General features: G+C 71.6%; 22 protein-coding genes, 1 tRNA gene and 1 pseudogene. 16 read left to right on the forward strand and 8 right to left on the reverse strand.

Annotated features, from left to right (window positions below):
• Window positions 1-73 precede the first annotated feature (73 nt).
• The 3 genes from PV721_RS24625 (at window position 74) to PV721_RS24635 (ending at window position 1,453) form a co-directional block, all read left to right on the forward strand.
• Window positions 74-148, forward strand: a tRNA-Trp gene (locus PV721_RS24625).
• A gap of 225 nt (window positions 149-373) precedes the next feature.
• Window positions 374-796, forward strand: a complete 423-nt coding sequence (locus PV721_RS24630; protein ID WP_319727803.1) for a VOC family protein — start codon at window positions 374-376, stop codon at window positions 794-796.
• A gap of 150 nt (window positions 797-946) precedes the next feature.
• Window positions 947-1,453, forward strand: a complete 507-nt coding sequence (locus PV721_RS24635) for a DUF4240 domain-containing protein (RefSeq protein WP_319727804.1) — start codon at window positions 947-949, stop codon at window positions 1,451-1,453.
• A gap of 37 nt (window positions 1,454-1,490) precedes the next feature.
• Here PV721_RS24635 and PV721_RS24640 read toward each other — a convergent pair whose 3' ends face one another.
• Window positions 1,491-2,012, reverse strand: coding sequence for an ATP-binding protein (locus tag PV721_RS24640; RefSeq protein ID WP_319727805.1), 522 nt, complete (start codon window positions 2,010-2,012; stop codon window positions 1,491-1,493).
• Window positions 2,013-2,198: 186 nt separating this feature from the next.
• On the opposite strand from PV721_RS24640, the gene PV721_RS24645 reads away from it, so the two are divergent.
• Window positions 2,199-3,188: an MsnO8 family LLM class oxidoreductase gene (locus PV721_RS24645; protein WP_319727806.1), complete on the forward strand. Its 990-nt coding sequence runs from the start codon at window positions 2,199-2,201 to the stop codon at window positions 3,186-3,188.
• Window positions 3,189-3,289: 101 nt separating this feature from the next.
• Here PV721_RS24645 and PV721_RS24650 read toward each other — a convergent pair whose 3' ends face one another.
• Window positions 3,290-4,453 carry a winged helix DNA-binding domain-containing protein gene (locus tag PV721_RS24650; RefSeq protein WP_319727807.1) on the reverse strand — a complete coding sequence of 388 codons (1,164 nt, stop codon included), beginning with the start codon at window positions 4,451-4,453 and terminating at the stop codon, window positions 3,290-3,292.
• Between the two features lie 228 nt (window positions 4,454-4,681).
• Between PV721_RS24650 and PV721_RS24655 the strand changes: the two genes are divergently transcribed.
• Entirely contained in the window at window positions 4,682-5,938 is a 1,257-nt protein-coding gene (locus PV721_RS24655; protein WP_416371171.1) for an MFS transporter, read from the forward strand.
• Window positions 5,935-6,120 (forward strand): hypothetical protein, encoded by a 186-nt coding sequence (locus PV721_RS24660; protein ID WP_319727811.1) that lies wholly within the window; start codon window positions 5,935-5,937, stop codon window positions 6,118-6,120. The genes PV721_RS24655 and PV721_RS24660 overlap by 4 nt, the downstream gene beginning before the upstream one ends.
• Window positions 6,121-6,241: 121 nt before the next feature.
• Here PV721_RS24660 and PV721_RS24665 read toward each other — a convergent pair whose 3' ends face one another.
• The gene (locus PV721_RS24665; protein ID WP_319727813.1) at window positions 6,242-6,925 is read right to left on the reverse strand and encodes a DUF4328 domain-containing protein; all 684 of its coding nucleotides are present in this window, start codon (window positions 6,923-6,925) and stop codon (window positions 6,242-6,244) included.
• Window positions 6,926-7,289: 364 nt separating this feature from the next.
• On the opposite strand from PV721_RS24665, the gene PV721_RS24670 reads away from it, so the two are divergent.
• The gene (locus PV721_RS24670) at window positions 7,290-8,528 is read left to right on the forward strand and encodes a tryptophan 2,3-dioxygenase family protein (RefSeq protein WP_319727816.1); all 1,239 of its coding nucleotides are present in this window, start codon (window positions 7,290-7,292) and stop codon (window positions 8,526-8,528) included.
• Window positions 8,529-8,601: 73 nt separating this feature from the next.
• Here the strand turns inward: PV721_RS24670 and PV721_RS24675 are convergent, their stop codons facing one another.
• Window positions 8,602-9,042 carry a MarR family winged helix-turn-helix transcriptional regulator gene (locus tag PV721_RS24675; protein ID WP_319727817.1) on the reverse strand — a complete coding sequence of 147 codons (441 nt, stop codon included), beginning with the start codon at window positions 9,040-9,042 and terminating at the stop codon, window positions 8,602-8,604.
• A gap of 180 nt (window positions 9,043-9,222) precedes the next feature.
• On the opposite strand from PV721_RS24675, the gene PV721_RS24680 reads away from it, so the two are divergent.
• The 5 genes from PV721_RS24680 to PV721_RS24700 all read left to right on the forward strand — a co-directional run bounded on the left by PV721_RS24680 (window position 9,223) and on the right by PV721_RS24700 (window position 14,895).
• A complete protein-coding gene (locus tag PV721_RS24680; protein ID WP_319727818.1) occupies window positions 9,223-10,518 on the forward strand; it encodes a multidrug effflux MFS transporter in 1,296 nt (431 codons plus the stop codon).
• A gap of 49 nt (window positions 10,519-10,567) precedes the next feature.
• On the forward strand, window positions 10,568-11,854 hold the full coding sequence (locus PV721_RS24685) for an acyl-CoA dehydrogenase family protein (RefSeq protein WP_319727819.1): 1,287 nt from the start codon (window positions 10,568-10,570) through the stop codon (window positions 11,852-11,854).
• Between the two features lie 11 nt (window positions 11,855-11,865).
• Window positions 11,866-12,681: an NAD(P)-dependent oxidoreductase gene (locus PV721_RS24690; protein ID WP_319727820.1), complete on the forward strand. Its 816-nt coding sequence runs from the start codon at window positions 11,866-11,868 to the stop codon at window positions 12,679-12,681.
• Between the two features lie 6 nt (window positions 12,682-12,687).
• A complete protein-coding gene (locus tag PV721_RS24695; RefSeq protein ID WP_319727822.1) occupies window positions 12,688-13,863 on the forward strand; it encodes a prephenate dehydrogenase in 1,176 nt (391 codons plus the stop codon).
• Between the two features lie 144 nt (window positions 13,864-14,007).
• Window positions 14,008-14,895 (forward strand): LysR family transcriptional regulator, encoded by an 888-nt coding sequence (locus PV721_RS24700; protein WP_319727824.1) that lies wholly within the window; start codon window positions 14,008-14,010, stop codon window positions 14,893-14,895.
• Here PV721_RS24700 and PV721_RS24705 read toward each other — a convergent pair.
• From PV721_RS24705 to PV721_RS24715, 3 genes are all read right to left on the reverse strand, one after another.
• A complete protein-coding gene (locus PV721_RS24705; protein WP_319727826.1) occupies window positions 14,840-16,381 on the reverse strand; it encodes a long-chain fatty acid--CoA ligase in 1,542 nt (513 codons plus the stop codon). The genes PV721_RS24700 and PV721_RS24705 overlap by 56 nt on opposite strands.
• Window positions 16,374-16,790, reverse strand: a complete 417-nt coding sequence (locus PV721_RS24710; RefSeq protein ID WP_319727828.1) for a MoaF N-terminal domain-containing protein — start codon at window positions 16,788-16,790, stop codon at window positions 16,374-16,376. Before PV721_RS24710 ends, PV721_RS24705 begins: the two co-directional genes overlap by 8 nt.
• Before the next feature lie 71 nt (window positions 16,791-16,861).
• Window positions 16,862-17,467 carry an NAD(P)H-dependent oxidoreductase gene (locus PV721_RS24715; protein ID WP_319727830.1) on the reverse strand — a complete coding sequence of 202 codons (606 nt, stop codon included), beginning with the start codon at window positions 17,465-17,467 and terminating at the stop codon, window positions 16,862-16,864.
• A gap of 346 nt (window positions 17,468-17,813) precedes the next feature.
• Here PV721_RS24715 and PV721_RS24720 point away from each other — a divergent pair, with 346 nt between their 5' ends.
• The 4 genes and pseudogenes from PV721_RS24720 to PV721_RS24735 all read left to right on the forward strand — a co-directional run.
• The gene (locus PV721_RS24720) at window positions 17,814-19,430 is read left to right on the forward strand and encodes an aromatic amino acid ammonia-lyase (protein WP_319727832.1); all 1,617 of its coding nucleotides are present in this window, start codon (window positions 17,814-17,816) and stop codon (window positions 19,428-19,430) included.
• A gap of 22 nt (window positions 19,431-19,452) precedes the next feature.
• Window positions 19,453-20,526, forward strand: a complete 1,074-nt coding sequence (locus PV721_RS24725; RefSeq protein ID WP_319727833.1) for a methyltransferase — start codon at window positions 19,453-19,455, stop codon at window positions 20,524-20,526.
• 41 nt (window positions 20,527-20,567) lie between these two features.
• On the forward strand, window positions 20,568-21,713 hold the full coding sequence (locus tag PV721_RS24730; protein WP_319727836.1) for a 3-oxoacyl-[acyl-carrier-protein] synthase III C-terminal domain-containing protein: 1,146 nt from the start codon (window positions 20,568-20,570) through the stop codon (window positions 21,711-21,713).
• A gap of 150 nt (window positions 21,714-21,863) precedes the next feature.
• Window positions 21,864-22,601 (forward strand): annotated as a pseudogene (locus tag PV721_RS24735) (amidohydrolase family protein); the annotation flags it as partial.
• A gap of 130 nt (window positions 22,602-22,731) precedes the next feature.
• Here PV721_RS24735 and PV721_RS24740 read toward each other — a convergent pair.
• The gene (locus PV721_RS24740; RefSeq protein ID WP_319727838.1) at window positions 22,732-23,322 is read right to left on the reverse strand and encodes an isochorismatase family protein; all 591 of its coding nucleotides are present in this window, start codon (window positions 23,320-23,322) and stop codon (window positions 22,732-22,734) included.
• Between the last annotated feature and the right edge of the window lie 155 nt (window positions 23,323-23,477).

Raw genomic sequence — 23,477 nt, forward strand, 5'->3', positions numbered from 1 at the left:
ACCCCGACCCGGGGTCCGGGCTCGCTCCCGCAGTCGGCTGCGGTCTGTTGCGGTCGGCCGCGGTCGGGCGGACGGAGCCGTAGCGCAGGGGTCGACGCGCGCGGTCTCCAAAACCGCGAGGACGCCGGTTCGAATCCGGTCGGCTCCGTCCGCCCGACCGCGGCCGACCGCAACAGACCGCAGCCGACTGCGGGAGCGAGCCCGGACCCCGGGTCGGGGTCGCGGGCCGGGACCGGTACGCCGCCTCCTCGCGGCTGTGCCCTGTACTCGGAACGCGGGATTCGAAGACGTGCCGGGGCGCCCGTCCCCCCGGGCCGATGCCGTGGCGCGCGTCGGCTCCGGTCCGTCGCCCGTGCACGGGCACACTGGGGACATGAACGTGAGCGGCGACCTTCTGGCCCGGGCGCGCGTGGCGACCCGGCTTCCCGCCCAGGATCTGGACCGGGCCCGGCGTTTCTACGCCGAGCGGCTCGGTCTGGAGCCTGTCGACGAGCGGCCCGGCGGCCTTCTGTACCGGTGTGGGGGCACGGAGTTCGTGCTGTTCCGCTCTACGGGGTCCTCGCCCGGCACGTTCACGCAGATGGCGTTCGAGGTCGACGACCTCACCCGTGTGGTCGTCGAGCTCAAGCGGCACGGTGTGGTGTTCGAGGACGTCGACGTGCCCGGGTTCAAGACGAAGGACTCGATCGCCGAGATCGACGGGAACTACCCGAGCAAGGGCGCCCGGGGTGAGCGCGGCGCCTGGTTCCGTGACAGCGAGGGCAACCTGCTGGGCGTCGGCGAACCGGTCGTCTGAAGGTTTGCGCCCACAGCCGTGGACCCGGAGGACGGCAGGTGGCCGGTGGCCGGATCGATTGTCACAGGGCCGTGGCAGAGAGCGCGGCCATGGACATCGACACGTTCTGGGAGATCATCGAATCTGCGGTCCGAGGCAGCGGAAGCAGGCGTGCTGTTCGACGAAGTCCTCGTCGGGCAGCTCGCCGGCCGACCGCGGCAGGAGATCCTGGAGTACGCGGAACGCTTTGACGCACTGCATGACGCCCTGTACCGGTGGGACGTGTGGGCGGCGGCCTACCTCATCGGGGACGGATGCTCCGACGACAGCTTCATCGACTTCCGCGCCGGTGTGATCGCCTCGGGACGTGACTGGTACCGGCGCGTGGACACGGCCCCGGACAGCCTGGCCGCGCATCCTGGTGCGATCCGGACGGCCGGGCTCGGGGACCCTTCCGAGGAGTTGTTCTACGAGGACGTGAACTATGCGGCCAGTTCCGCGTTCGAACGGATCACCGGCGATGCGGATGCCTTCTACGAAGCCTGGCGCGACTTCCGTGGGACGGATGCGCAGGGCGGCAACGAGGTGAACATGGGCGAGGATTTCGACTTCGACGACGGGGAAATGAGGCGACGGCTTCCCCGTCTGGCCGCCCTGTTCCTCGGCACTCACCGGTGAGTTGCCACCTGCGCCTGATGCTTGCGGCGGGTGGACCTCAGCTCCTGACGGCCTCCGCGATCCGCACGGCGGCCTCGGCCGGAGTGAGGTGCGTGGTGTCGACGACCTCGGCCTCGCGGTGCAGCCACGTGCGGGCCGCCTCGGCGTAGGGCTCGAGGTATCGGAGACGGAACGGGGAGGGGCCGAGAAGAGTGTCTCCCTCGATGCGCCCGCGGAGGGTGTCCTGGTCAGCGTGGAGGACGAAGTGCCGTACGGGGATGGCGTGCTGGGCGAGGCCCGCGCTGATTTCCCGCCAGTACTCCTCGACCAGGACGGTCATGGGCATCACCAGCGTGCCGCCGGTGTAGTCGAGTACGCGTCGGGCGGTCTCGACGACGAGCGGCCGCCACGGCGGCCAGTGCTGGAAGTTGTCCGTCCCGGGCAGCCCCGGCGTGATGTCCATGAGCGTCTCGCCGACCTTCTCGGCATCGAACACCCGTGAATCCGGGATCAGTGGCTGCACGAGTCCACTGGTCGTCGTCTTGCCAGCGCCGTGGGTTCCGTTGAGCCATACGATCATGGGGTCCGATGCTAGCGCCGTACGCAGGAACGGGGCACGGGGCACGGCGGACATCCGGTTCGACTTCGGCGTTTCCGAGCACGGGGTCACCATCAAGGTCGGGTGTCACCCGTCCCGAGAAGTCGCAGTGGCGGGAAAGGGATCATCGCCGCCCTCGCCCGCGCGCAAGATCCCTATGCTGGCGGCATGCTCGACATACCTCTTTCAGCACTGGAAGTCGCGATGGTCCAGACGGGCACCCGCGCCGTGGAGACCCTGCGGGACACCGCGGCCTTCGCGCAGGGGGTGGAACGACTGGGCTACCACCGGATCTGGTACGCGGAACACCACCACTCCCCCGCGATCGGCGCGTTCCCGCCCGTGGTGCTGACAGCGCACGCTGCCGCTTCGACCTCGGCCATCCGGCTCGGCTCGGGCGGCGTGCTGGCTCCCAACCACGCTCCCATCACCGTGGCAGAGCAGTTCGGGACGCTGGCCGCCCTCCACGAGGACCGCATCGACCTGGGCATCGGTCGCGGTCCCGGCACCTTCGACGAGGCGACCGCACGGGCCCTTCGCCGCGGAGCCGGGGCGGCGACCGATGCCCAGTACCGCGACGACGTCACGGCGATCCTGTCGTTCCTGGTCGACGAGGTCGCGCTCGGCCCGCTGCCGGAGCCATGGCTGCTGGCCTCCAGCCCCGCAGGAGCCGCCCTCGCCGCCGCCCTCGGCCTCCCCGTCGCGATCGCCCACCACATCCGGCCGGACAACACCCTTGCCGCTCTGGAGTGTTACCGGACCCGATTCACCCCCTCCCGTTGGTGCGACCGGCCCCGGGTGCTGCTGTGCGTCGAGGCGGTGTGCGCCGAGACCGAAGAGGAAGCCGCTTGGCGGGCAGGACCGATGAACGTGATCAAAGCCGGGCTCCTCAAGGGACTGAGCCAGACTCCCTTCCCCACGCCCGAGCAGGCGGCCGCCCATCCGTTCACGGCGGAGGAGCGGCAGGCGCTCGCGGGGTTCCGTGCGCAGCAGGCCGTCGGGACGCCGGAGAACGTCGTGAACCAGTTGGCGCACCTGGCCGGTGAGACCGGAGCGGACGAACTGATGCTGACCACACCCGTCTACGACCTCCGCGACCGCCTCCGCTCCTACGAGCTCATCAGGAAGCACTCCGGGGCCTCCGCGACCGTGCCCTAGGAACACCGCCGGGTCGGTGACCGGTCGGGATCGATCCGCTTCCCCGCCCCGGAGGGCAGCGTCCTGCCGCGCCACCGGGCAGCGGGCGGCGAGGTCGCCGGTCAGAGCATGCGTACGTCGGCGGCGGGGAGTTCGGCCCACCAGTGGTGGTAGCGGTTGTAGAGCGCCGTTTCGCGGTCGTCGAGGAGGGCTCTCAGGGAGTGGGCTTCTGCGGCGAGGCCGTCCCAGGTGGCGGGTGACAGGGGGTGGAAGGCCGTGGCCTCGATGCCGCCCTGGAGCGGGCGCCACACGCCGGCTACGTGGCCGTCCACCAGCAGGGTGGGCAGTACGTCGCCGTTGCGGCGGATCACCAGGGGGCGGTAGGCCGGGGGTATCACGCGGCTGCGGTCGGCGTAGGCCAGCAGGATGCTGTCCCACATGGCCATGAGCCGGGGAGGGGCGGGGGTTTCGGCGGGCGGCCGCAAGGCGCCCGGGAGGTCGAACAGGGTGCCGCCGTCCGGGCCCTGGAGCTGCTCGACCACCGCGTCCAGGGCGCGGAGCGCCGCGCGGGCGTCCGCCCGCCGCACCAGGGCGAACTGCGCCACGTCCGCGACGGATGCGGGTCCGAATCCCGCCAGATAGCGCAGGATCAGGGTCTGCAGCGCTTCCGACTCCTTCGTTCGGTCCCCGGAAACCGGCGCTGGAGCCGCAACGGGCACGGGCACGGGTCCGGTGCCGGCCGCGATGAAGGACGGGCGGTGGCCGAAGGACCACGGCGCATCCGTCGGAGCGTGGTGCAGGGGCGCGTACGCCTTCAGCCCCCACCACGCCCCGTCCCTCCGCTCGGCGCCGAGCCGCTCCGAGGTCCATGCCTGCATCTCTGCCGAGGTCCGCGGCCGGCTGGCGAAGGCCAGCAGGTCCGGCAGCAGTTCTCCGGCGTCGGCGGGGGTCAGCCCGGCGACGGCGAAGCGGGCGCCGAGTCGGGAGGCGTACAGCGTGGGCTCCATCGCCGTACGGAAGACCGGGTAGTCCTCGGCGTGCACGGCGTGCAGGGTGATCCGCATCAGGGTCGCCTTGACCACCGACCGCCCGGTGAAGGCCGCGTCGAGGGCGGCCGGAGCGAAGCCGGCGAGCCGGTTCCACAGGGCGAGGTACGGCGAGGCCGGGTGCTGCGCCTGGAGGGCGACCACGCGCCGCACCCCTTCGGGCACGGTCAATTGCTCGCGGTCGAGCAGCAACTGGCGGCCGAGGGTTGCCCGGTTGAGTTCACGCGCGGTGATCGTCACAGTACAGGATTGTGCCCTGTGCCGCTCCCCCGCCGACGCCCGGCCCCGGTCCCCCGGTCGATGACGGCGGGGGCTTCGCCCTCGGCCGGTGTGCCGAGTGGCGGTCGGCCGGATCCTCGGTTGCCGCGGCCGGACTGCGGGACGTGACGGGGCGTTCCACAATGGGACGAGGGCATGCGTGCGGTCATCGGCGGTGTCCTGGCGGTGTCGGCTGCGAGGAACGCCCTCATGCGCGCTGAGTCCTCGGCGGCCACGCGGAGGACGGGGGCCTTCGTTGCCGTCGCCGTCGCGCTGTTCTGCATCCAGCTCGACTTCTTCGCCCTCAACCTCGCACTCCCCGGTATCACGGCGGAGCTCGGCGTCACGGTCTCGGCCGCGCAGTGGACCCTGTCCGCCTACATGCTCGCCATCGGCTGCTTCTTCATCGTCGGCGGCCGGGTGGGGGACCTCTTCGGACGGCGGGGCACCCTGCTGGCCGGGACCGCCCTGTTCACGGCCGGTTCCGTGGGCTGCGCGCTGGCTCCCGGTCTTGGCTGGCTGGTGGCGGCCCGGATCGTGCAGGGGGTGGGCGCGGCGTTCGTCTTCCCGGTGTGGGTGTCCGTGATCACCAATACGTTTCCCGAGGAGCGCCGCGCCAGGGCCCTGGGCGCCGTGTTCGGCATCGCCAACATCGGGACCGCGCTCGGGCCGTTCGTGGGCGGCGGGTTCACCGAGGGCCCGGGCTGGCGGTGGATCTTCTGGCTGATGGCGCCGCTGAGCCTTCTGTCCCTGCTCGTCGCTCTCGCGTACGTGCCGGATTCGCGCGATGCGTCGGCGCCCCGCGAGCTGGATCTCCTGGGCTGCGCGCTGGTCGTGTGTGCGCTGGCCGCCCTCACGCTGGCCGTGGAGCGCGGGGACGCCTGGGGCTGGGCGAGTGCCCGTACCCTCGGCTTCTTCGCGGTGGCGGTGGTCGCCGGCGCCCTGTTCTTGGTGCGGGAGCGGCTGGCCCGGCATCCGCTGATCGATCTGCGGCTGTTCTGCAATGTGCCGTACGTCCTGGTGACCGGGATGGGCTCGCTCTCCAACATGGGCTACGGCGTCACCGTCTTCCTCGCCACGCTCTACCTCCAGGGCGTGCGCGGGCTCTCGCCCCTCCTGGCCGGCACGGTGTTCCTGGCCCCGGCCCTGCTGGTGGCCCTCAGCGGCCCGCTCGGGGCGCGTTTGGGCCGGCACATGCGGCCGACCGCGGTGATGGCGCTCGCCGGGGCCGTCGCGGGCACGGGCATGTACGCGCTGGCCCAGGTCAGCGCCTGGTGGCTGTACGTGCCGGTGTTCGCGTGGTGCGGCCTGGGCCTGGGGCTGGGCTGGACCTTCTCCAGCGTGGCGACGCAGCAGGTCGTCGCGCCTGCCAGGGCCGGAGAGGCATCGGGGGTGCTGCTGACGTGCCTGGTCACGCTGGGCGCGATCGCCCTGGCACCGGAACGGCGGCCGCGATCTCGGCGATGACGCCTGAGCGGCCGCCCGAGGAGGCCTACGACGTGATCCTGCAGCTGGGCGGGGTGGTCATCCTCGCGACGGCGGTGGCCGTCATGGCCGTACGCCAGCGGCTCGTGCTGCTCGGCAGGATCGCGCCGCTGTCGATGCGGGCCCGCGATGACGCCGGCCGGGAACCGGGCCGACGGCCCTGACTCCCGCCGCACGGTCGACCCCGCCGCCGCACGGTCGACCGCGCCGCCGGACCGTCGACCGCACCGCGGGGCGGTTCTCAGGGCTGGCGGCGGTTCTCAGGGCCGTACCCCCGACGGCGCCTCAGGAGGCACGGCGCCGGAGCATCGACGTCAGGCGGACGGCGAAGTGGATCGCGGCCGCGGCAGCGACGATGTCCAGGACGTCGGCCGCCATCAGCAGCACCGTGGCGTCCCGCAGGTCCGCAATCGCCTCGGCGCGGCCGTACGTCCACACGGTGTACTGGTTGAACGCTCCCGAGCCGGTGAACAGCCCCCACCACAGGCCCACCGGCCAGAACGCGGCCTTGGCCGGCTGTCCCGGGGCCGGAGCCGGTACGCAGACGCCCCACATGTCCAGGGCTATCCGGAACGGCCGCCAGAGGTTGAGCACCGGGAACAGCCAGGCGCCGATCGCCCATCCGGTCCCCGTGCGCATGCGGTCGGGCGCGAGCGCCACCGCACTGCGGTACATCCGGTGGAACCAGGTGATGAACACGATGCCGCAGACGATGACGGCCTGGCCCTGGAACATCCAGGCACGCCGGTACAGGGTGTCGACGGCGTCCCAGTCCTCCGTGGAGGCATAGGCGAAGCCGTCCTCCCAGTCGAGAAGGGAGTGGGCCCGCGCCCCGGCGTACAGCGCGAACAGGTCGGTCAGGATGACCGCGGCCAGCAGTACCACCACGGCGGCCGACAGGAGCCGCGGCGCCTGCGGTGTCCGGGCCGGCAGGAACGGGCGTGGCTTCAACCGGCTGGTTGCGGACATGACGAGGGACCCCCCACGGGTACGGAGTTGCGAGACATCGCTCACCGTAGGGGGAGCGTCGGGGACGATACGCCCTTCGGAGCCGCCTCGTCCATCGCGTATCCGCAGGTCGGAGGCGGCGGAGCGGTGGGGTGGGGTGTCGTCCGGGACCTGCTGACGCACCGGGCCGCAGATTGCCCGCCCGGCGGGCGCGATGTGTCAAGACACGAATATGCGAGACATGACGCGAGGGCTTTCGATCACGCCTACTGAAATCTCCTGCCTCGCCCGGACGAGGCCCGCCGGAGCGAGGAGACGATGGGTGATGAATTCCGAATGCCGTGCACAGCAGTGTGCACATCAGCCTCGCGTCGGGCCGTGCGCCTTGACCTTCGAGGAAGTGGAGCGGTGGGCGGCCGCCGGGCACGTGGACGGTGATCTGGACGGGATCCACCTGGCCCGGGCGATCACGGAGGAGGTGAGGCGGGCTGGAAAGCACTTTCTGCCGCAGCCATTCCTGTTTCGGCTGAGTGAGATCCGGCGCCGGCACGCCACGGGTCGCCGGCCCTTTCTCCAGGCCTTTCTCGACTGCCTGCTCGACAAGCACGAGGACCGTTACTGGAACCGGACGTACCTTTCCCTGCCGCTGCTTGAGCTCATTGCGGACGAGCCCGGCCACGCGCCGGGGCCGGACCGCCTCGCCACCTGGCTCATATCCGACGTGGCGCGTTTCGAGATGCAGACCGCGGCCGCGCCGCAGGAACCGGCGGACGCCGACCGGGACCGGCCCGGGGCGGCGACCTTGCGCAAGCGGCTGCGCCACGCCCTGCGGTTCGTGGCGCACGACCACGACGGGCTGGACGTCGACGGGCTGGATGCCGAGGACCTGACCCCGCAGGCGGCCGAGCTCCCCCGGCCCGCGGCGACGGAAGCGGGGCGCTGGTTCGACGTGACGGTGCAGCCCCTCTACGTGCTGCACGACGAGTACTTCTTCATGCGCGCCCTGCAGGCCCACGAGATGGTGTTCACGGCGATCGCGCAGGACGTGCGGGCGGCGATCGCGGCGTTGCGCGACGGCCGCCTGGAACCGGCGGCCGCGTGTGTGGACCGGGCGGCCGCCTCGTTCGAGCGGGCCTCGGCGCTGTTCCGGCTGGTCGCGACGATGCGGCCGGAGCATTTCTCCGGGTTCCGGGAGTTCACCCAGGGCGCGAGCGCCATTCAGTCCGAGCAGTACAAGCGGTTCGAGCTCCTGTGCGGCCTTCCGCCCGCCGAGCGTCTGGGGTCGGCGGCGTTCACGAGTGTTCCGGCCGTACGGGCCGAGGCGCACGACGCGGGTCATGACACGGTGACGCGCGCGTACCTCGACCTTCGCCGCAGGACCCGTTTCAGCTCGACGGACTGGAACCTCTTCCACACCGCCTTGGGGCAGCTGGAGGAACGGCACCAGCGGTGGAAGTCCACGCACCGCAGCCTCGCCGCGCGGATGCTCGGCAGCGCGCGCGGGTCGGGTGACACCGAGGGCGTGCCCTACCTGACGGAATGTCTGGACAACAGGCTCTTCGGGCAGTTGGGCGGGCATCGTCACCTGCGGTGCGGGCAGGACCGGGCCGGCACGGGCGGCTGACCGCCGGGGCGGGTGCCGAGCGGGCAGGCGTACGGGTGCCGGCCGCGCGGTGCGCGGCCGGGGGCCCTCGTTGCTAGATGCGGGTGTCCGCGAGGGGGGACCTGCGGATCATGGCGGTCAGGAGGACGTCGAGGGATTCGATGATCTGCTCCTGCTGTTCCTGGGGGATCTCGGAGAGGAGACCGGCTTCCAGGGAGAGCCGCTGCGGGAAGATCTCGTCCACGAGCTGCGCGCCTTGGGGCGTGAGGTGGATGAGGGTGGCGCGGCGGTCGGCGGGGCTGGGTTCGCGGGTGACCAGGCCGCGCTTTTCGAGTTTGGCGAGCATGTTGCTCATGGCGGCGCGGGAACAGCCCCGCAGGGCGGCGACGGCCCGGGCGATCATGGGCTGGTCGGCGTGGCGGATGGTGACGAGCACGTCGAGCTCGGACGAGGTGAGTCGGGCGTCGGTCAGGACGGAGGTCGCCTCGAGTTCGGCGAGGACCTGGAGTCGGCGAAGTCGACCGAAGAGCCCCATGGGTGTGGTGTCGAGGTCGGGTCGTGCCTGACGCCACCATTGAGCGACGGCATCAGTGGGAGTGGACGGGATCACCGGCTGGCCTCCATATTGTTAATCACTGAATCATAGGGTAACAATGATGTGCGTGGCGTTCTGTCGGCGCCACTGTCCTGCGACGGAAAGGTCCCCGGTTCTGGCATGGGAACCCACACCCTGCAAGGCCGTTCGTCAGAGGTGACCGCGGCTCCCCGCAACGGCGGCGCGGTGATCCTGATTCTCGCCGCTCTGACGGCACTCACGCCCCTCGCGACCGACATGCTCCTTCCCGCGTTACCGGCCATGGAGGGTGACTTACGGGCGTCGACCTCCAGCATCCAGGCCGCACTGACCGCCTATCTGGCGGGCATGCTCGTAGGCCAGCTCCTGCTCGGCCCGATCAGTGACTCCACCGGCCGCAAGCGGCTGCTCGTGTGGGGTTCCGTGCTGTTCGCGGTGTTCTCCCTGGCGTGTGCGCTGGCCCCCAACGCCCAGGTGCTCAACGCGGCCCGGATCGCCGAGGGTCTGACGGGCGCCGCGGGGATGGTGCTCGCACGGGCCGTGGTGGGCGACTGGTACCGCGGTCAGGAGGCCGCGAAGCGCTTCACCGCCCTGTCGATGATCTTCGCAGTGGCGCCGATCGTCGCGCCCGTGATCGGCGGCGGGATCCTCGCACTGTCCACCTGGCGGGCGATGTTCGTCGTCCTGGCCGTCTTCGGCCTGCTGCTCGCCGGGGCCGTCACGGCCGTGATCCCGGAGTCCCTGCCGCCCGCCCGGCGCTCCTCCGGCGGGGTGGGCGCGGCGTTCACCGGGATGAAGGGGCTGCTCGGGCAGCGCCCGTTCCTCGGCTACGTCCTGACGTTCTCCTTCGCCAACGTCGCCCTGTTCGCCTACATTTCCGGCAGCTCGTTCGTCTTCCAGGACGTCTACGACCTGTCCGAGACGGGGTTCTCACTGACCTTCGCGCTGACCGCGGTCGGCGTGCTCATCGGCGGAGCGATGTTCGGGGCCCTGTCGGGCAAGGGGGTGCGGTTCAACACCGTGCTCACCACGGGCATCCTCGTCGGCGCCGTGGTCAGTGCCGCCCACCTCGCCGTGGCCGTAACGGTCGGCAACAGCCTCGTCTCCAGCCTGGTGTTCATGTTCCTGTCCATGTTCGGGATCGGCGCCACCATTCCCTCGGTGATGACGATCGGCCAGGAGATCGGCCGGTCCGCCGGTGGTGCGGCGTCCGCGCTGCTGGGCGCTGGGCAGTGCCTGCTGGGCGGTGTCACCGCTCCTCTGGTGGGCGCGCTGGGCACCGACAGCGACAAGCCGATGGCTGTGCTGATGGTCGTCGGGTTCGTGCTCGCCGCGCTGTCCCTGCTGCTGGTCGCCCGCCCCTGGGAGGGCAACGGCGAGACCACCGGCCCGGCCGGGGCCCCCGCCGGCGCCGCGGCCGGCCCTGATGCGGCATGAGCCGCGGCCGCCGCAGCCCCTGTACGACCACGACGACGAGGAGAGTCAGATGAGCGACGCCCCCGCACCCCTCCACGACCGTGACGCCCGTCACGACGAGGGCGCCCTCCCCGACGAGGGCGCGCCGCACACGTGGACGGCGCCGCCGGACCTTGCGGCCGCGGTGCTGTGCCGGGCCCGCCGGGCCGTTCCCCTGTTGCGCGAGGCGGCGCCCGCGACCGAGGCCGCGCGCGGGCTGCCCGCCGAGACCGTCGAACTGCTGCGCAAGGTCGGGGTGTGGCGTGCCGCGATGCCCCGGGAGTGGGGCGGCCCGGACCTGACCTCCGTGCAGCAGGTCGAACTCCTCGAACTGCTCGCCCAGGGTGACCCGTCGGCCGCCTGGTGCGCCATGATCGGCATGGACTCGGGGATCTACGCGGGATACCTCGACCCGGGCGCGGCCAAGGAGATCTACCACGGCATCGACCTGGTCACGGCCGGCGCCCTGTTCCCCACCGGTACGGCCGAGAAGACCGACGGCGGGTACCGGATATCGGGCCGGTGGCGGTTCGCCTCCGGCATCGGCCACGCCGACGTGCTGATGGCCTCGTGCATCGTCCTCGAGAACGGCGCAGACGTACCGGACCCGGTGACCGGTGAGCCGCGGCAGTGGCGGGTGTTCGCCGCGGCGCCCGGCCAGTTCACCGTCCACGACACCTGGCACACCACGGGCCTCAGGGGCTCCGGCAGCCACGACTACTCGGCCGACGGCCTGTTCGTCCCCGACCGGCACGTCTTCACCATGTCCCGGCCCCGCACCGACCGCGTCCTGCTGCGGACCCCGGACGCCGTCCAGCGCAAGATGCCCGGCGTCCCGCTGGGCCTGGCGCGCGCCGCCATCGATTACGCGGTCTCCCTGGCCGACGGCCGCCGCGACCGGGAGACCGGCACCCCCTGGACCTCGGACCTGCGCGTCCACGAGGTCATCGGCCGGTGCGAGATGGAACTCCACGCCGCCCGCGCCTCCGTGTACGCCTCCCTCAACGACCAGTGGGACGGCCTGGAGGCCGGGCGCAGCGAGCTGCGTGCGGAGCGCGTCACCACCGCGCTGGCCCGCTACCACGCCTTCCAGAGCGCTCGCCGGATCGTCCAGGCCCTGTACGACCTGCTCGGCGGCACCGCGGTGTACACCTCGGCGTCCCCGTTCGACCGGTGGCTGCGGGACGCGAACACGATGTGCCAGCACGCCGTGGCCCAGGACGCCGTCCTGCAGATGGCCGGGGTCGTACGGCTCGGGGGCGAACCTCCGAACCCCGTCAACCCGGCCCTGGCCGTGTCCCTGCCCGCCGCGAGTTGAGGAGCACCGGCATGCGGATAGCCGTCATCGGGCACACCGGCATGGGCGGCCGGGCCCTGACCGAGGTCCTCCTGGCCCGCGGGCACCGTGTCACCGGGATCTCCCGCGGCGCGAAGCCGTCCGAGGACCGGCCCGGGCTGCAGAACGCCGGCGCCGACGTGTTCGACGTCGACTCCATGACCGGCCTGCTGGAGGGCCACGACGCGGTGGTGTCGATGTTCTCCGGCGGCCACGAGGTCGACCTGGAGGTCTACTACCGCCAGGCCGAGGGCACCCGGCGCCTGCTGAAGGCCTTTCGGCAGGCGCGCGGCTCGTACCTGCTCTACGTGGGCGGGGCGGCCAGCCTGTACGTACGGCCCGGTGTGCAGATGTTCGACGACGAGCGGTTCCCGTCCTGGTACTTCGGGGTCATGCCCGCCGAACACCTGCGGTGGCTGGGCGACATCACCGGTGTCGGGTTCTTCCACGACGCCGCCCGGCGCAAGGAGGACGGCACCGTGCCGCCCGGGCACACCGATGCGGAGCTGGAGGCCAAGGTGGCGTCCTGGCAGCGGGTGCCGCTGCTGGAGGGCTGCCGGATCGCCCTGGACCTGTTCGAGGGTCGCGTCGACATCGACTGGAGTTTCCTGTCGCCGCCGTGGCTGTACCGGCCCGGCAGTGGCCGCGGGGGCTACCGGACCGGCATCGACCGCATGATCTTCGACGAGGGGATCCCCTCGGGCATCGCGCTCCCGGACCTGGCTCTGGCGGTCGCGGACGAGGTGGAGCGACGGGCGTTCGTACACCGGCACTGGACGGTTGCCGAACCCCTGGAAGGGAGGGCCTGAGCCGCCGTGAGCAGTGTCATTCCCGTGACCGTGCCGGTGCCGGTGTCCGGGCTGCGGCCGCCGCCGACGGGGTCCGCGGCGCGTGGGCTGCGTACGTGCACGGTCGTGGGGACGGGTCTGATCGGCACGTCCGTCGCGCTCGCCCTCACCTCCCGCGGGGTCCGGGTCCATCTGTCCGATCACGACCGCGGCCATGCACTGGCCGCGCAGGAGATGGGGGCCGGCACCGTAGAAGCGCCGTCGGGGCAGGTCGATCTCGCGGTGATCGCCGTGCCGCCCGAACGGGTGGCGTCCACGCTGTACTCCTGCCAGCAGCAGCAACTGGCGCGTGCCTACACGGACGTGGCCAGTGTGAAGGCCGGGCCGTGGCGGGACGTTCTCGGCCGGGGCTGCGACAGCACCTCCTACATCGGTTCGCATCCGATGGCCGGGCGGGAGCGGTCGGGGCCGCGGGCCGGGCAGGCCGATCTGTTCGCAGGGCGGCCCTGGGTGCTCACCCCGTCGGCCGGCTCCCGCCCGGACGCCGTGGCACTGGTACGGGAGCTGGTCGATCTGTGCGGGGCGACCGCGGTGGTGATGACCCCCGAGGCGCACGACCGGGCGGTGGCGCTGGTCTCGCACGCCCCGCACGTGGTGGCGGCGCTGATGGCGGGGCGTCTGGAGCATGCCGAGGCGGGTGATCTGCGGCTGACCGGCCAGGGGCTGCGGGATGTCACGCGCATCGCGGCCGGGCAGCCGGGGTTGTGGGTGGAGATCCTGGCGGCGAACGCCGGGGCGGTCGCCGACGTGCTGGAGGGCTTCGCCGCCGATCTGGAGGAGATGATCACCTCGCTCCGGATGGCGGCGGGCGCACGCGGGCCGCAGGCCTGCACGGGCAAGGAGGGGGTCGTCGAGCTGTTGCGGCACGGACAGACGGGTCACGGGCGGATCCCGGGCAAGCACGGGGGCCCGCATGCGGTGTACGAGACGGTCATGGTGCACGTGGGTGACCGGCCCGGTGAGCTGGCCAGGCTGCTGACGTGCGCGTCGGGGGCGGGGGTGAACATCGAGGACATGGCCATCGACCACACATCCGGCTCGGCGGGCGTCGTCGAGCTGATGGTGGCCCAGGGGGCCGGGGACCGGCTGGCAACCGTTCTGGGGCGCTACGAGTGGCGCTGCGAGCGGTCCGCGCCGTCCTGAGGGGGGCCGCGGTCTGCTGGCGGATGCCGCTGCGCCCGCCGCCCCGTCCGTGAAGGGACGGACGGGGCGGCGGGCGGGGCGGGATCCGGCAAAGGGTGCCGTTTCCGTCATCCGACCAACGATCACGCAGTTACGGGGGACTACGTGCGACGCGATCTCGACATACGTCTGCTCCGCACTTTGATCACCATCGTCGACGCCGGCGGTTTCCGCCGGGCAGCCGACGTCCTGAACATCTCGCAACCCGCGATCAGCCAGCACATCCGCCGCCTGGACTCCCTCGTCGGGGAGCCCGTGTTCCTGGAGGCCCGGCAGTTACAGCGGTTGAGCCCCGTCGGGGAGGAACTCCTTCGCTACGCACGGCAGCTGGTGCGCATCAATGACGAACTGGTGCTGCACCTGGGGGCCACCCAGCGGCGGCGGCGTCTGGCGCTGGGCGTCTGCGACACCCTCATCGGGGTGATCCCGGGCCTGCTGGCCGCGCTCAAGCAGCACGTGCCGCTGACCCGCCTGGCCGTGCAGACGGGGGCGGGCGAGCGGCTCGCGGAGGACCTCGGCGAGGGCACCGTCGACATGGTGCTGCGCACGGGGCCGCCCCGGGCGGCCGGGGACCAGGTGGCGACGACGCTGTCCTGCAACTGGTTCGGACGCCCCGGCCTGACCGAGGCCACTCCGGTCCCGGTCGCCGTGTGCGCGTCCAAGGCCGCGCCGCTGCGCCGGCTCACGGAGGAGACCCTGGGGTCCTCCTCCGTGGCCTGGCGCACCGTGTACGAGGGGCTGGGGGTGGAGGACGTGGTGACGGCGGCCCGCTCCGGGCTCGGGGTCGGGCTGCTGTTCTCCGCCGCCGACCGGCTGTGGCCGGGGCTGCAGCCGGTGCCGCAGGGGCTGCTGCCGAAGCCGGTGCGGGACCTGCCGGTCACCCTCAGCGCGGGACCGCGGCTGCCGGACGAGCTGGCGGGGGCCGCGTTGGGAGCGGTCAGGACGGCACTGTCGGCCTACGTGGGGGGTGTGCCCGCAGCGCTTCCTTCATGACCTTGCCCGTCGCGTTGCGGGGAAGCCTGTCGATGACGCGGACGTGGTGGGGGATCTTGTACGGGGCCAACTGGCCGCGCAGTGCGTGGCGCAGGGCTTCGGCGCTGAGGGCGGCGCCCGGGGCGGGGACGACGTAGGCGAGGCCGACTTCGCCCCAGCGTTCGTCGGGCACTCCCACCACGGCGGACTCGTGGACGGCGGGGAGGGCGTCGATGCGGGCCTCGACTTCGGCGGGGTAGATGTTCTCGCCGCCGGAGATGATGACGTCCTTGATGCGGTCGGCGACGTGGGCCCAGCCGTCGTCGTCGAAGTGGACGGCGTCGCCCGTGCGCAGCCAGCGTCCCTCCATGGCGGCCGCCGTGTCCGCGGGGCGTTTCCAGTAGCCGCGGAAGACGTTCAGGCCGGACACCAGCAGTTCCGGTGTCCGGCCTGCGTCGCCCGGGCGGGGACGGACGTCGGTGAAGAAGTGCGGGACGCCCGGCGACAAGGGTTTCGCGGTGGCGGTCGGCCCGGGGACCGCGAGGGTGATGCCGGGGGACGCCTCGGTCATGCCGTAGCCCTGCAGGAGGGTCACTTCGCGCCGCTGCCAGGCGGCGGCGACGCGGGCGGGGGCGCTGGAGCCGCCGTAGATGACGTACCGCAGGTGGCTGAGGTCGGTGGTGGCGAAGTCGGGGTGGTCGCACATCATCTGCAGCATGGTGGGGACCGCGGCGAAGGAGGTGATCTGCCGGCCGGCGATGTGGGCGAGGGCCGCTCGGGCGTCGAAGCGGGGCAGGACGTGGACGGTGCCGCCCTTGAACAGGGTGGGCAGCAGCACCTGTGCGAGTCCGGCCGCGTGGAACAGGGGTGCGACGCACAGAGCGGTGTCGGTGCTCAGGACGTCCACGTGGGCGAGCTGGTTCATCGTGTTGAAGGTGAGGTTGCCGTGGGTGAGGACGGCGCCCTTGGGACGGCCGGTCGTGCCGGAGGTGTAGAGGATCACGGCGTCGTCGCCGAGACCGACTCCCACCTCGTCACGCCCGTCGCGCCCATCGCGCCCGTCACCCCCGTCGTGCTCGGGGAGCGGGGTGCTCGGGTCGGTGGTCATCGCCTCCTGGTCGTGCGGTCCGGCCGTCCACAGCAGCGCTCCGGCCACCTGTTGGGCCAGGTGCTGGTGGGCGTCGTCGTGGAAGAGCAGGGCCGGGGCGCAGTCTTCAAGGAGCAGGGCGAGTTCGTCGGCGGTGAGGCGGGTGTTGAGGGGCACGAAGATCGCGCCGAGGCGGGTGGTGGCGAAGAGCGCCTCGAGGGCGGCGACGGAGTTGGAGCCGAGGTGGGCCACCCGGTGTCCGCGGCGGATGCCGCGGGCCCGCAGGGCGGCGGCCAGCTGCTCGACGCGCTCGGCCAGGCGGGCGTAGGTCAGCTGCCCCTGCGCATCGCGCAGGGCGGTCGCGTCGGGGCGTATCCGGGCCTGGCGCAGGGGCCAGCTGCCGATCCCGTAGTCAGGCACGGGCGGTCCGCCCGTCCGCGGTCGCGGCCCTGCTCTGCTGGGGGCGCGTGACGCTCAGGAGTTCGCCGGCGTCGAAGAACTCCCAGCGGTTGGGCGGCATCATCGCGCTGACGTCGATCCGGTCCTGTGCGAAGTCGACGACGAGCGTCACGTGGACGCCCGGCTCCTTCAGCGTCCAGCACACCAGGTACTGCCCGTCGCGGAGCCGGCGTGCCCGGTACGGAAGGGGGCCGACCCGGACTCCTTGCGCAGGGCCGTTGAGGTGGTCGAATGCAAGCGTTCCGGAATCGAACTCCATCCGGTAATGGCGGCCGGAGGAATACCGGTATTCGATCTCTGTTCCGGCGAGCTCGTCCGTGTACGGGCCGGCGATCAGATCGGGCTGTGGCTGGGGCAGTGGAATGCTCACGGGTGAACTCCTGGTCGGGTAGGGATGAATGGCAGGTGGAGAGGCGCAGCAAGAAAAAAGAGGGCGGCGATTCAGGCGCGGGCGGGCTGAGTGCCCACCTCGCAGGCCGGTATTGCGCTGGTGTGGCGGGCGAAGCCGACGAGTTGTTCGGCGAGGGCTGTGAAGTGGTGCTGGAGACGGGGATCCAGGCAGCGGCCGTCGGGGCCGAAGCAGGCGCGGGAGGTGTCCACGGTGACACCGAGCGGCGTCGGCCAGCCACGCAGCGCGTGCACGGTCGACCGCAGCGAGGCCAGCGCGGACGCCGCGCCCTGTGCTCCCCGCGCCACCGCGAGCAGGCCGACCGGGCGGCCGCTGAAGTACGGGGCGGGGTGCTCGCGCAGGTCCTCGGCGTAGTCGAGGGCGTTCTTCACCAGCCCCGACATCGTGCCGTGGTAGGCGGGGCTGGCCAGCACCAGGGCGGTGGCGCCGGCCATCGCCTCCACCAGGCGCCGCTGCCGGGGCCCGCGGACACCGCCCGATTCGTACGGGGGGAGCACCAGGTCGCCGGCGGTCAGGCACAGGGTGCGCGCGCCGAGCCGTTCGGCTTCGGCCAGGACCGCGCGCAGGGCGGTCTCGGTGGACGATCCGGGACGGGTGGAACCTCCGATGCCGGCCACCGTCACCTCATCGGGGCGCATACGTGCATCTCCTTTGCTGGCAGGGACGGCTGACGGGACAGGAAGTAAAAGGCTTACGGGTCCCGTGCGTTGGAAACGGAATGAGTAAGGGGCCAGGGGGCACGGGAAATCCGGGCGTCCGGGCATCCGTGCAGCAATGCCGGCGAGTCTACGGGCCGCACCAGGGGCCTGGTGATCAGCGCTGCTTATCGCCGTGAAAACCAGTGCGTGTTGGCCCGTACGGGCATGCGGTTCGTAGGGTCGAAACCGGGCCGGAAGAAACGGCCGGCGCCCACGTCTCGGGGGTCTCCCCGCTTTTCTTTCGTCTCGTCTATCACAACCGTGCTTTAGGCAGAAGGACCGTGACATGACTGAAGTGACCATTGACGGCCAGTCCCTGACCCTGGCCGACGTGGAAGCCGTGGCCCGTGGCGGCAAGGCCACCCTCGTGTACGGCGACGCCGCGGCGAAGGCCTCGCGGCGCTCGCGTGAACTGAAACAGACCCTGATCGAGACCGGTCAGCCGATCTACGGTGTGACGACCGGGTTCGGTGACTCGGTCACCCATCAGATCGCCCCGAACAAGGCCGCCGAGCTCCAGCGCAACCTGATCCGCTACCACCTCAACGGGACCGGCCCGCTGGCCCCGGCCGAGGTGGTGCGCGCCACCTTGCTGATCCGCGCCAACTGCCTGGCCCGCGGCAACTCCGGTGTCCAGCCGCAGGTGGTGGAGCGGCTCTTGGACCTGCTGCGCCACGATGTGCTTCCGCAGGTCCCGGAGCGGGGGTCGGTCGGCGCGTCCGGGGACCTGGTGCCCTTGTGCTACGTCGCGGCGGCCCTGATCGGGGAGGGCGAGGTCACTCACCGGGGTGAGCGCCGTGACGCCGGTGAGGTGCTGCGGGAGCTGGGGCTGGAGCCGGTGGTTCCGGAGGCCAAGGACGGCCTCGGGCTGATCAACGGCACCTCGTTCTCGGCCGCGTTCGCCACCCTGGCGGTGCGTGATGCGTACCGGCTCGCGGCCCTGTCCGAGGTCTGCACGGCGCTGGCGTCGGAGGCCCTGCTGGGCAACCGCGGCCACTACGCGCCGTTCATCCACGAGAACCGGCCGCACCGCGGCCAGATCGCCTCCGCCGCGGCCGTTTCCGCGCTGCTGGACGACTCCCTCCTGTCCCTGCCCCATGACCAGGTCGTCGACCTCAACGACCCGCTGGCCGGCGCCGGGCACGGCCGCCTCAAGCGGTCCATCCAGGACCGCTACTCGCTGCGCTGCGCCCCGCACGTGGTCGGTGTGCTGCGCGACACCCTGCAGTGGGCCGAGGAGTGGATGGAGACGGAGATCAACGCCTCCACCGACAATCCGCTGTTCGACGTGGAGAGCGGCCAGGTGCATTCGGGAGGCAACTTCTACGCCGGGCACGTCGTGCAGGCCATGGACTCCCTGAAGGTCGCCACCGCCTCGGTGGCGGACCTGCTGGACCGCCAGCTCGCCCTGCTGGTGGACGAGAAGTTCAACAACGGGCTGACGCCCAACCTCATCCCGCGCACCGAGGACGACCAGTGGGAGGCGGGCCTGCACCACGGCTTCAAGGGCATGCAGCTCGCCTGCTCGGCGCTGACCGCGGAGGCCCTCAAGCACGCCGGGCCGGCGACGGTGTTCTCCCGCTCCACCGAGGCGCACAACCAGGACAAGGTGTCCATGGCGCCGATCGCCGCCCGCGACGCCCGGCGCATCGTCGAGCTGACCGAGGAGGTCGCGGCCATCCATCTGCTCGCCGCCTGCCAGGCCCTGCAGTTGCGCGGGGTGGATCAGATGGCGCCCCGTACGAAGGCCGTCCACGCCCTGGTGCGGACGGTGGCGCCGTTCGTCGACGCCGACCGGCGGATGGACGCCGACATCGCCGCGGTCGTGGACCTGATCCGCAGCGGCGCCCTCGAGCGGGTTGCCGGCCACACCACCACCGCTGCCGCCGATGCGGCGGCCTGACGTGAAGGAAGAGGAGCCGAGCGTGAGCCAGCAGACCAAGGACGGCGTCCTCCGCACGCTGCGCGACATCATCGTGGGCCCCACCCGGTTCGCGACGATCGCGACGATCTTCGAGCTCGGGATCGCCGCCCAGCTCAAGACGGCGGGCGAGGAGGGCATGAACGCCGCCCAGCTCGCCGCGGTCACCGCCACTACCGCCCACAACATCGAGCAGCTGCTCCAGCTCGCGGTCAAGGAGGGGCTGGTGGCCCGCTCCGAGAGCGGGCAGTACACGTCGGCCGGACTGGCGCTCCTGGACGACGGCGACCTGGCCCGCATCACGCCGTGGATCGGCCTGGTCAAGGAGGTCTGCCTGCGGCAGGTCTACCACCTGACCGAGAGCGTGCGCAGCGGGGAGATCGTCGGCCTGAAGGAGCTGTACGGGGTGGAGGGCAACTTCTACTCCAACATGCTGAACCTGCCCTCGCTGCACGAGACATGGGCGAAGGCCATGGCGCAGGTGACCGCTCTGGCCGACCCCTGGCTGTTCGGCCGGCTCGACTTCCCGCGCGGTGCGCGGGTGCTGGACGTGGCGGGCAACACCGGGCAGGGGGCGGTCCTGGCCCATCGCCACCACCCGGACAAGGACCTCCACATCACTTGCTTCGACCTGCCGGAGAAGGAGGGCGCGGCCCTGGCCTCCTTCAAGGAGGCCGGCCTGGAGGAGCGCTGTGCGTTCATCGGCGGTGACGCGTTCGCCGCGGTTCCCGCCGGGTTCGACGTCATCACGATCAAGCACTTCCTGGACATGTGGGACCGGCAGAACGCGGTACGGATCCTGCGCAACGCCCACGAGGCGCTGCCGGCCGGCGGCATCCTGTACGCGATGCACCTGGTCTATCCCGAACAGGGCGGGGGTGGGGTGGAGGAGTTCTTCCCGGCGTACTTCCTGGGCTGCACCATGGCGCAGGGCGGGCCGCAGAAGACGGCCGCCTACGTCGCGTGGATCGAGGAGGCCGGGTTCACCGTGACGTCGGTGACCGAGCAGGACACCACCGCCTTCCCCGCCGACACCATTCCCGCGCACAGCGTGATCTGTGCGTCCAAGCCCGCCTGATGTTCCGTGATCCCGTTCGCCAGCCTGCTGAGGTGACTTCCATGCCCGCACCCGCCGAGGCCGATCCGGTCCTCCTCGCGGTCGCCGCCCAACTGCCGCGGCCCGTCTTCTCCACCGACGAACTCCTCGATGCCGCGCGCCCGCTGTTCTCCGACCGTCTCCTGGACATGGTGGGCGGCCTGGGCATCGGGAAGCGGCACTCCGTGCTCTCCAACTACCCGGACGTCGTGTTCGGCGGCGCCGAGCCGAAGCTGGAGATCGCCACCGCCGATCTGGCCGTCCAGTCCGCCCGCGCCGCGCTGGCCAGGTCCGGCATCGATCCCGGTGAGATCGGACTGGTCCTCGGCGTCACGTCCAGTCCGGGCCGGCTGCTGCCGTCGCTGGTGTGCGACGTGATCGCCCGCATGCCCGAACTCCCCCGCGACGTGGCGAACCTCAGCATCGAGTACATGGGGTGCTCGGCCATGGCGAAGGTCATCGAGACCTGCCGCTGGTACCTGGCGGTGAACCCGCGCAAGCGGGTCCTGGCCGTGTTCACCGAGGCCATCACCCCGCTGTCGCCGCCGCTGTCCGGCCGCTACGGGCACTTCAGCGAAGTGGCACCCGCCCAGCGGCAGTCGACCGTGGACGCCCTCCACTCGTTCCTGTTCGCCGACGCGTCGGTGGCGATGGTGTTCGCCACCCACGGAAAGGGCCCTTCCTTCGGGCCGGTGAAGAACCTGACCAACGATCTGCCGGAGGACACCGAACTGGGGACCGTCCCCGACGGCGGCTCCGACATCCCGGTGGTCCAGGCCGCCCACGGACGCCGCCTCTACACGCTCAGCCCCGACGTCACCGAGCGCGGATCCCACTACGCCAAGCAGACCATCGGCGCCGTCCTGGACGACCCCTCCTGCACCTTGGGCGACCCGACCCAGGCGTCGGTGTTCTTCATGCACACCGGGTCCACCCGCATCCTCGACGCCCTGTGCGAGGGATTCCTCATCGACCGCGACAGCCCGGCGGTCGCCGCCTCCTACAACGTGTTGCGGGACTACGCCAACACGCTGGGCTGCTCGGTCCCCCTGATGGTCGCCGAACCGGTCCGGCGGGCCGGCGGTCAGGGCCTGGTGTGCGCGTTCGGCCTGTCCTTCAGCGCAGGCGCGTTCACCATCAACATCCCGGCCGAAGGCTGGACGCCGTAGCCGAAAAGCGGAAGGCCACAGCCCGGGGCTGACGGCCGGCCGAGGGCCCGTCGGGCGCGGGCCCGCCGTCCGGAGATCCTGCGCAATCGTCACGTACCCGAGGAGCACCGCCATGAGCCGTCCCCTGCCGGCGACGTCCCCGCCGGGCGGATCGTCATCGAGAACGCCGTCCTGGCCACCGTCGATCCGGCGGACACCGTCATCGACGGCGGCCACGTCGTCATCGACGGCAACCGGATCGGATCGGTGGGGCCGGGCCCGGCCCCGGCCGGTCTGACCGGCGTCGTGCGCCGCATCGACGCCACCGGCCACCTGGTCACCCCGGGCCTGGTCAACACCCACCACCACTTCTACCAGTGGATCACCCGCGGCCTGTTCACCGACCACAACCTGTTCGACTGGCTGAGCGGCCTGTACGGGATCTGGGCGACGATCGACGAGAGCACGGTGCGCCCCGCCGCCCAGGGCTCGATCGCCGCCCTGCTGAAATCCGGATGTACCACCGCCAGCGACCACTCGTACGTCTTCCCGCGCGGGGGCGGTGACATCATGGCCGCCGAGATCGGGGCCGCGCGCGAGCTGGGCATCCGCTTCGATCTGACCCGGGGCGGCATGGACCGCGGGAAGAAGGACGGGGGGCTGCCGCCGGACAGCTGTGTGGAGGCCACCGACGACGTCCTGGCCGCGATGGAAACGGCGATAGACCGCTGGCACGATCCCTCCCCCGCTTCGATGCTGCGCATCACGGCCGCGCCCACCAGCCCGTTCTCGGTGACCGAGGACCTCCTCGGACAGAGCGCGGAACTGGCCCGGCGCAAGGGAGTACGGCTGCACACGCACGGTTCGGAGACGGTGGAGGAGGAGCGGTACTGCCGTGAACTGTTCGGGCGGCCGACGTCACCCGGCCGCCGCCACGATCCGCAACCGCGCCGGCCTGGGCACCTGACCCCCGGCTGCGGCTGCGGCCCCGGCTGCGAGGCACCTGCTGCGTGGAGGCGTTCCGAGGGCCCGTCGCAGCTCAGCCCAGCGCCGCGGCGGTCGGCACGACCACGCCCCACAGGTCCTCGACGGTGGCGAGCGCGCCGCTGTGGAGCTGGGCGGCCGGCACCTGGACGCCGGCGGCCCGCAGGGGGCGGGTGGCACAGGCGTCCGCGACCACGGTGGGCCGGTTGCCGCGCAGGAACGCGCCGGCCGCCGTGTACTGCACGCACATGTGGGTCATGAATCCGGCGATGACGAGGTCGGTGTTGCCGGCCTTGTCCACCACCTCGCCCAGGTTCGTCTCGTGGAAGGAGTCGGGGGTGGTCTTGACGACGGTCTCCTCGCCGTCGGCGGGTGCCACGGCGGGGTGGATCCGGCCGATCTCGGCACGGATGTCGTAGGGGGTGCCCTCGCCGCCGTCGTTGATGACGTGGACGACGGTCGCGCCCGACCGGCGGGCCCGGGCCAGCAGTGCGGCGGCGGCTTCCAGCGCCTCCTGCCAGCCCTCGAGCTCCATCACGCCGCGGGTGTAGGTGTTCTGGTAATCGATCAGGACCACGGTCGCGCCGGCGAGGGAGGCCGGGCTCTGGTCGAAGCCGTTGAGTTCGCGCAGGGTCGTCGAAGGCATGCTGCACCTTTTCGCATCACGTATCGGAGGGGTGGGTGGGCCACGCGTGGTGGCGCACCGCCAACGCTACGAACGGCACCCTCATGGCGGCAATGTCACCTGACTTGCAGATACGGACATGGGTGTGGTCTCGTGCCCCCGGGCCCTGGCCACGG

The organism is Streptomyces sp. MB09-01, from assembly GCF_033794505.1.
GTDB lineage: Bacteria > Actinomycetota > Actinomycetes > Streptomycetales > Streptomycetaceae > Streptomyces.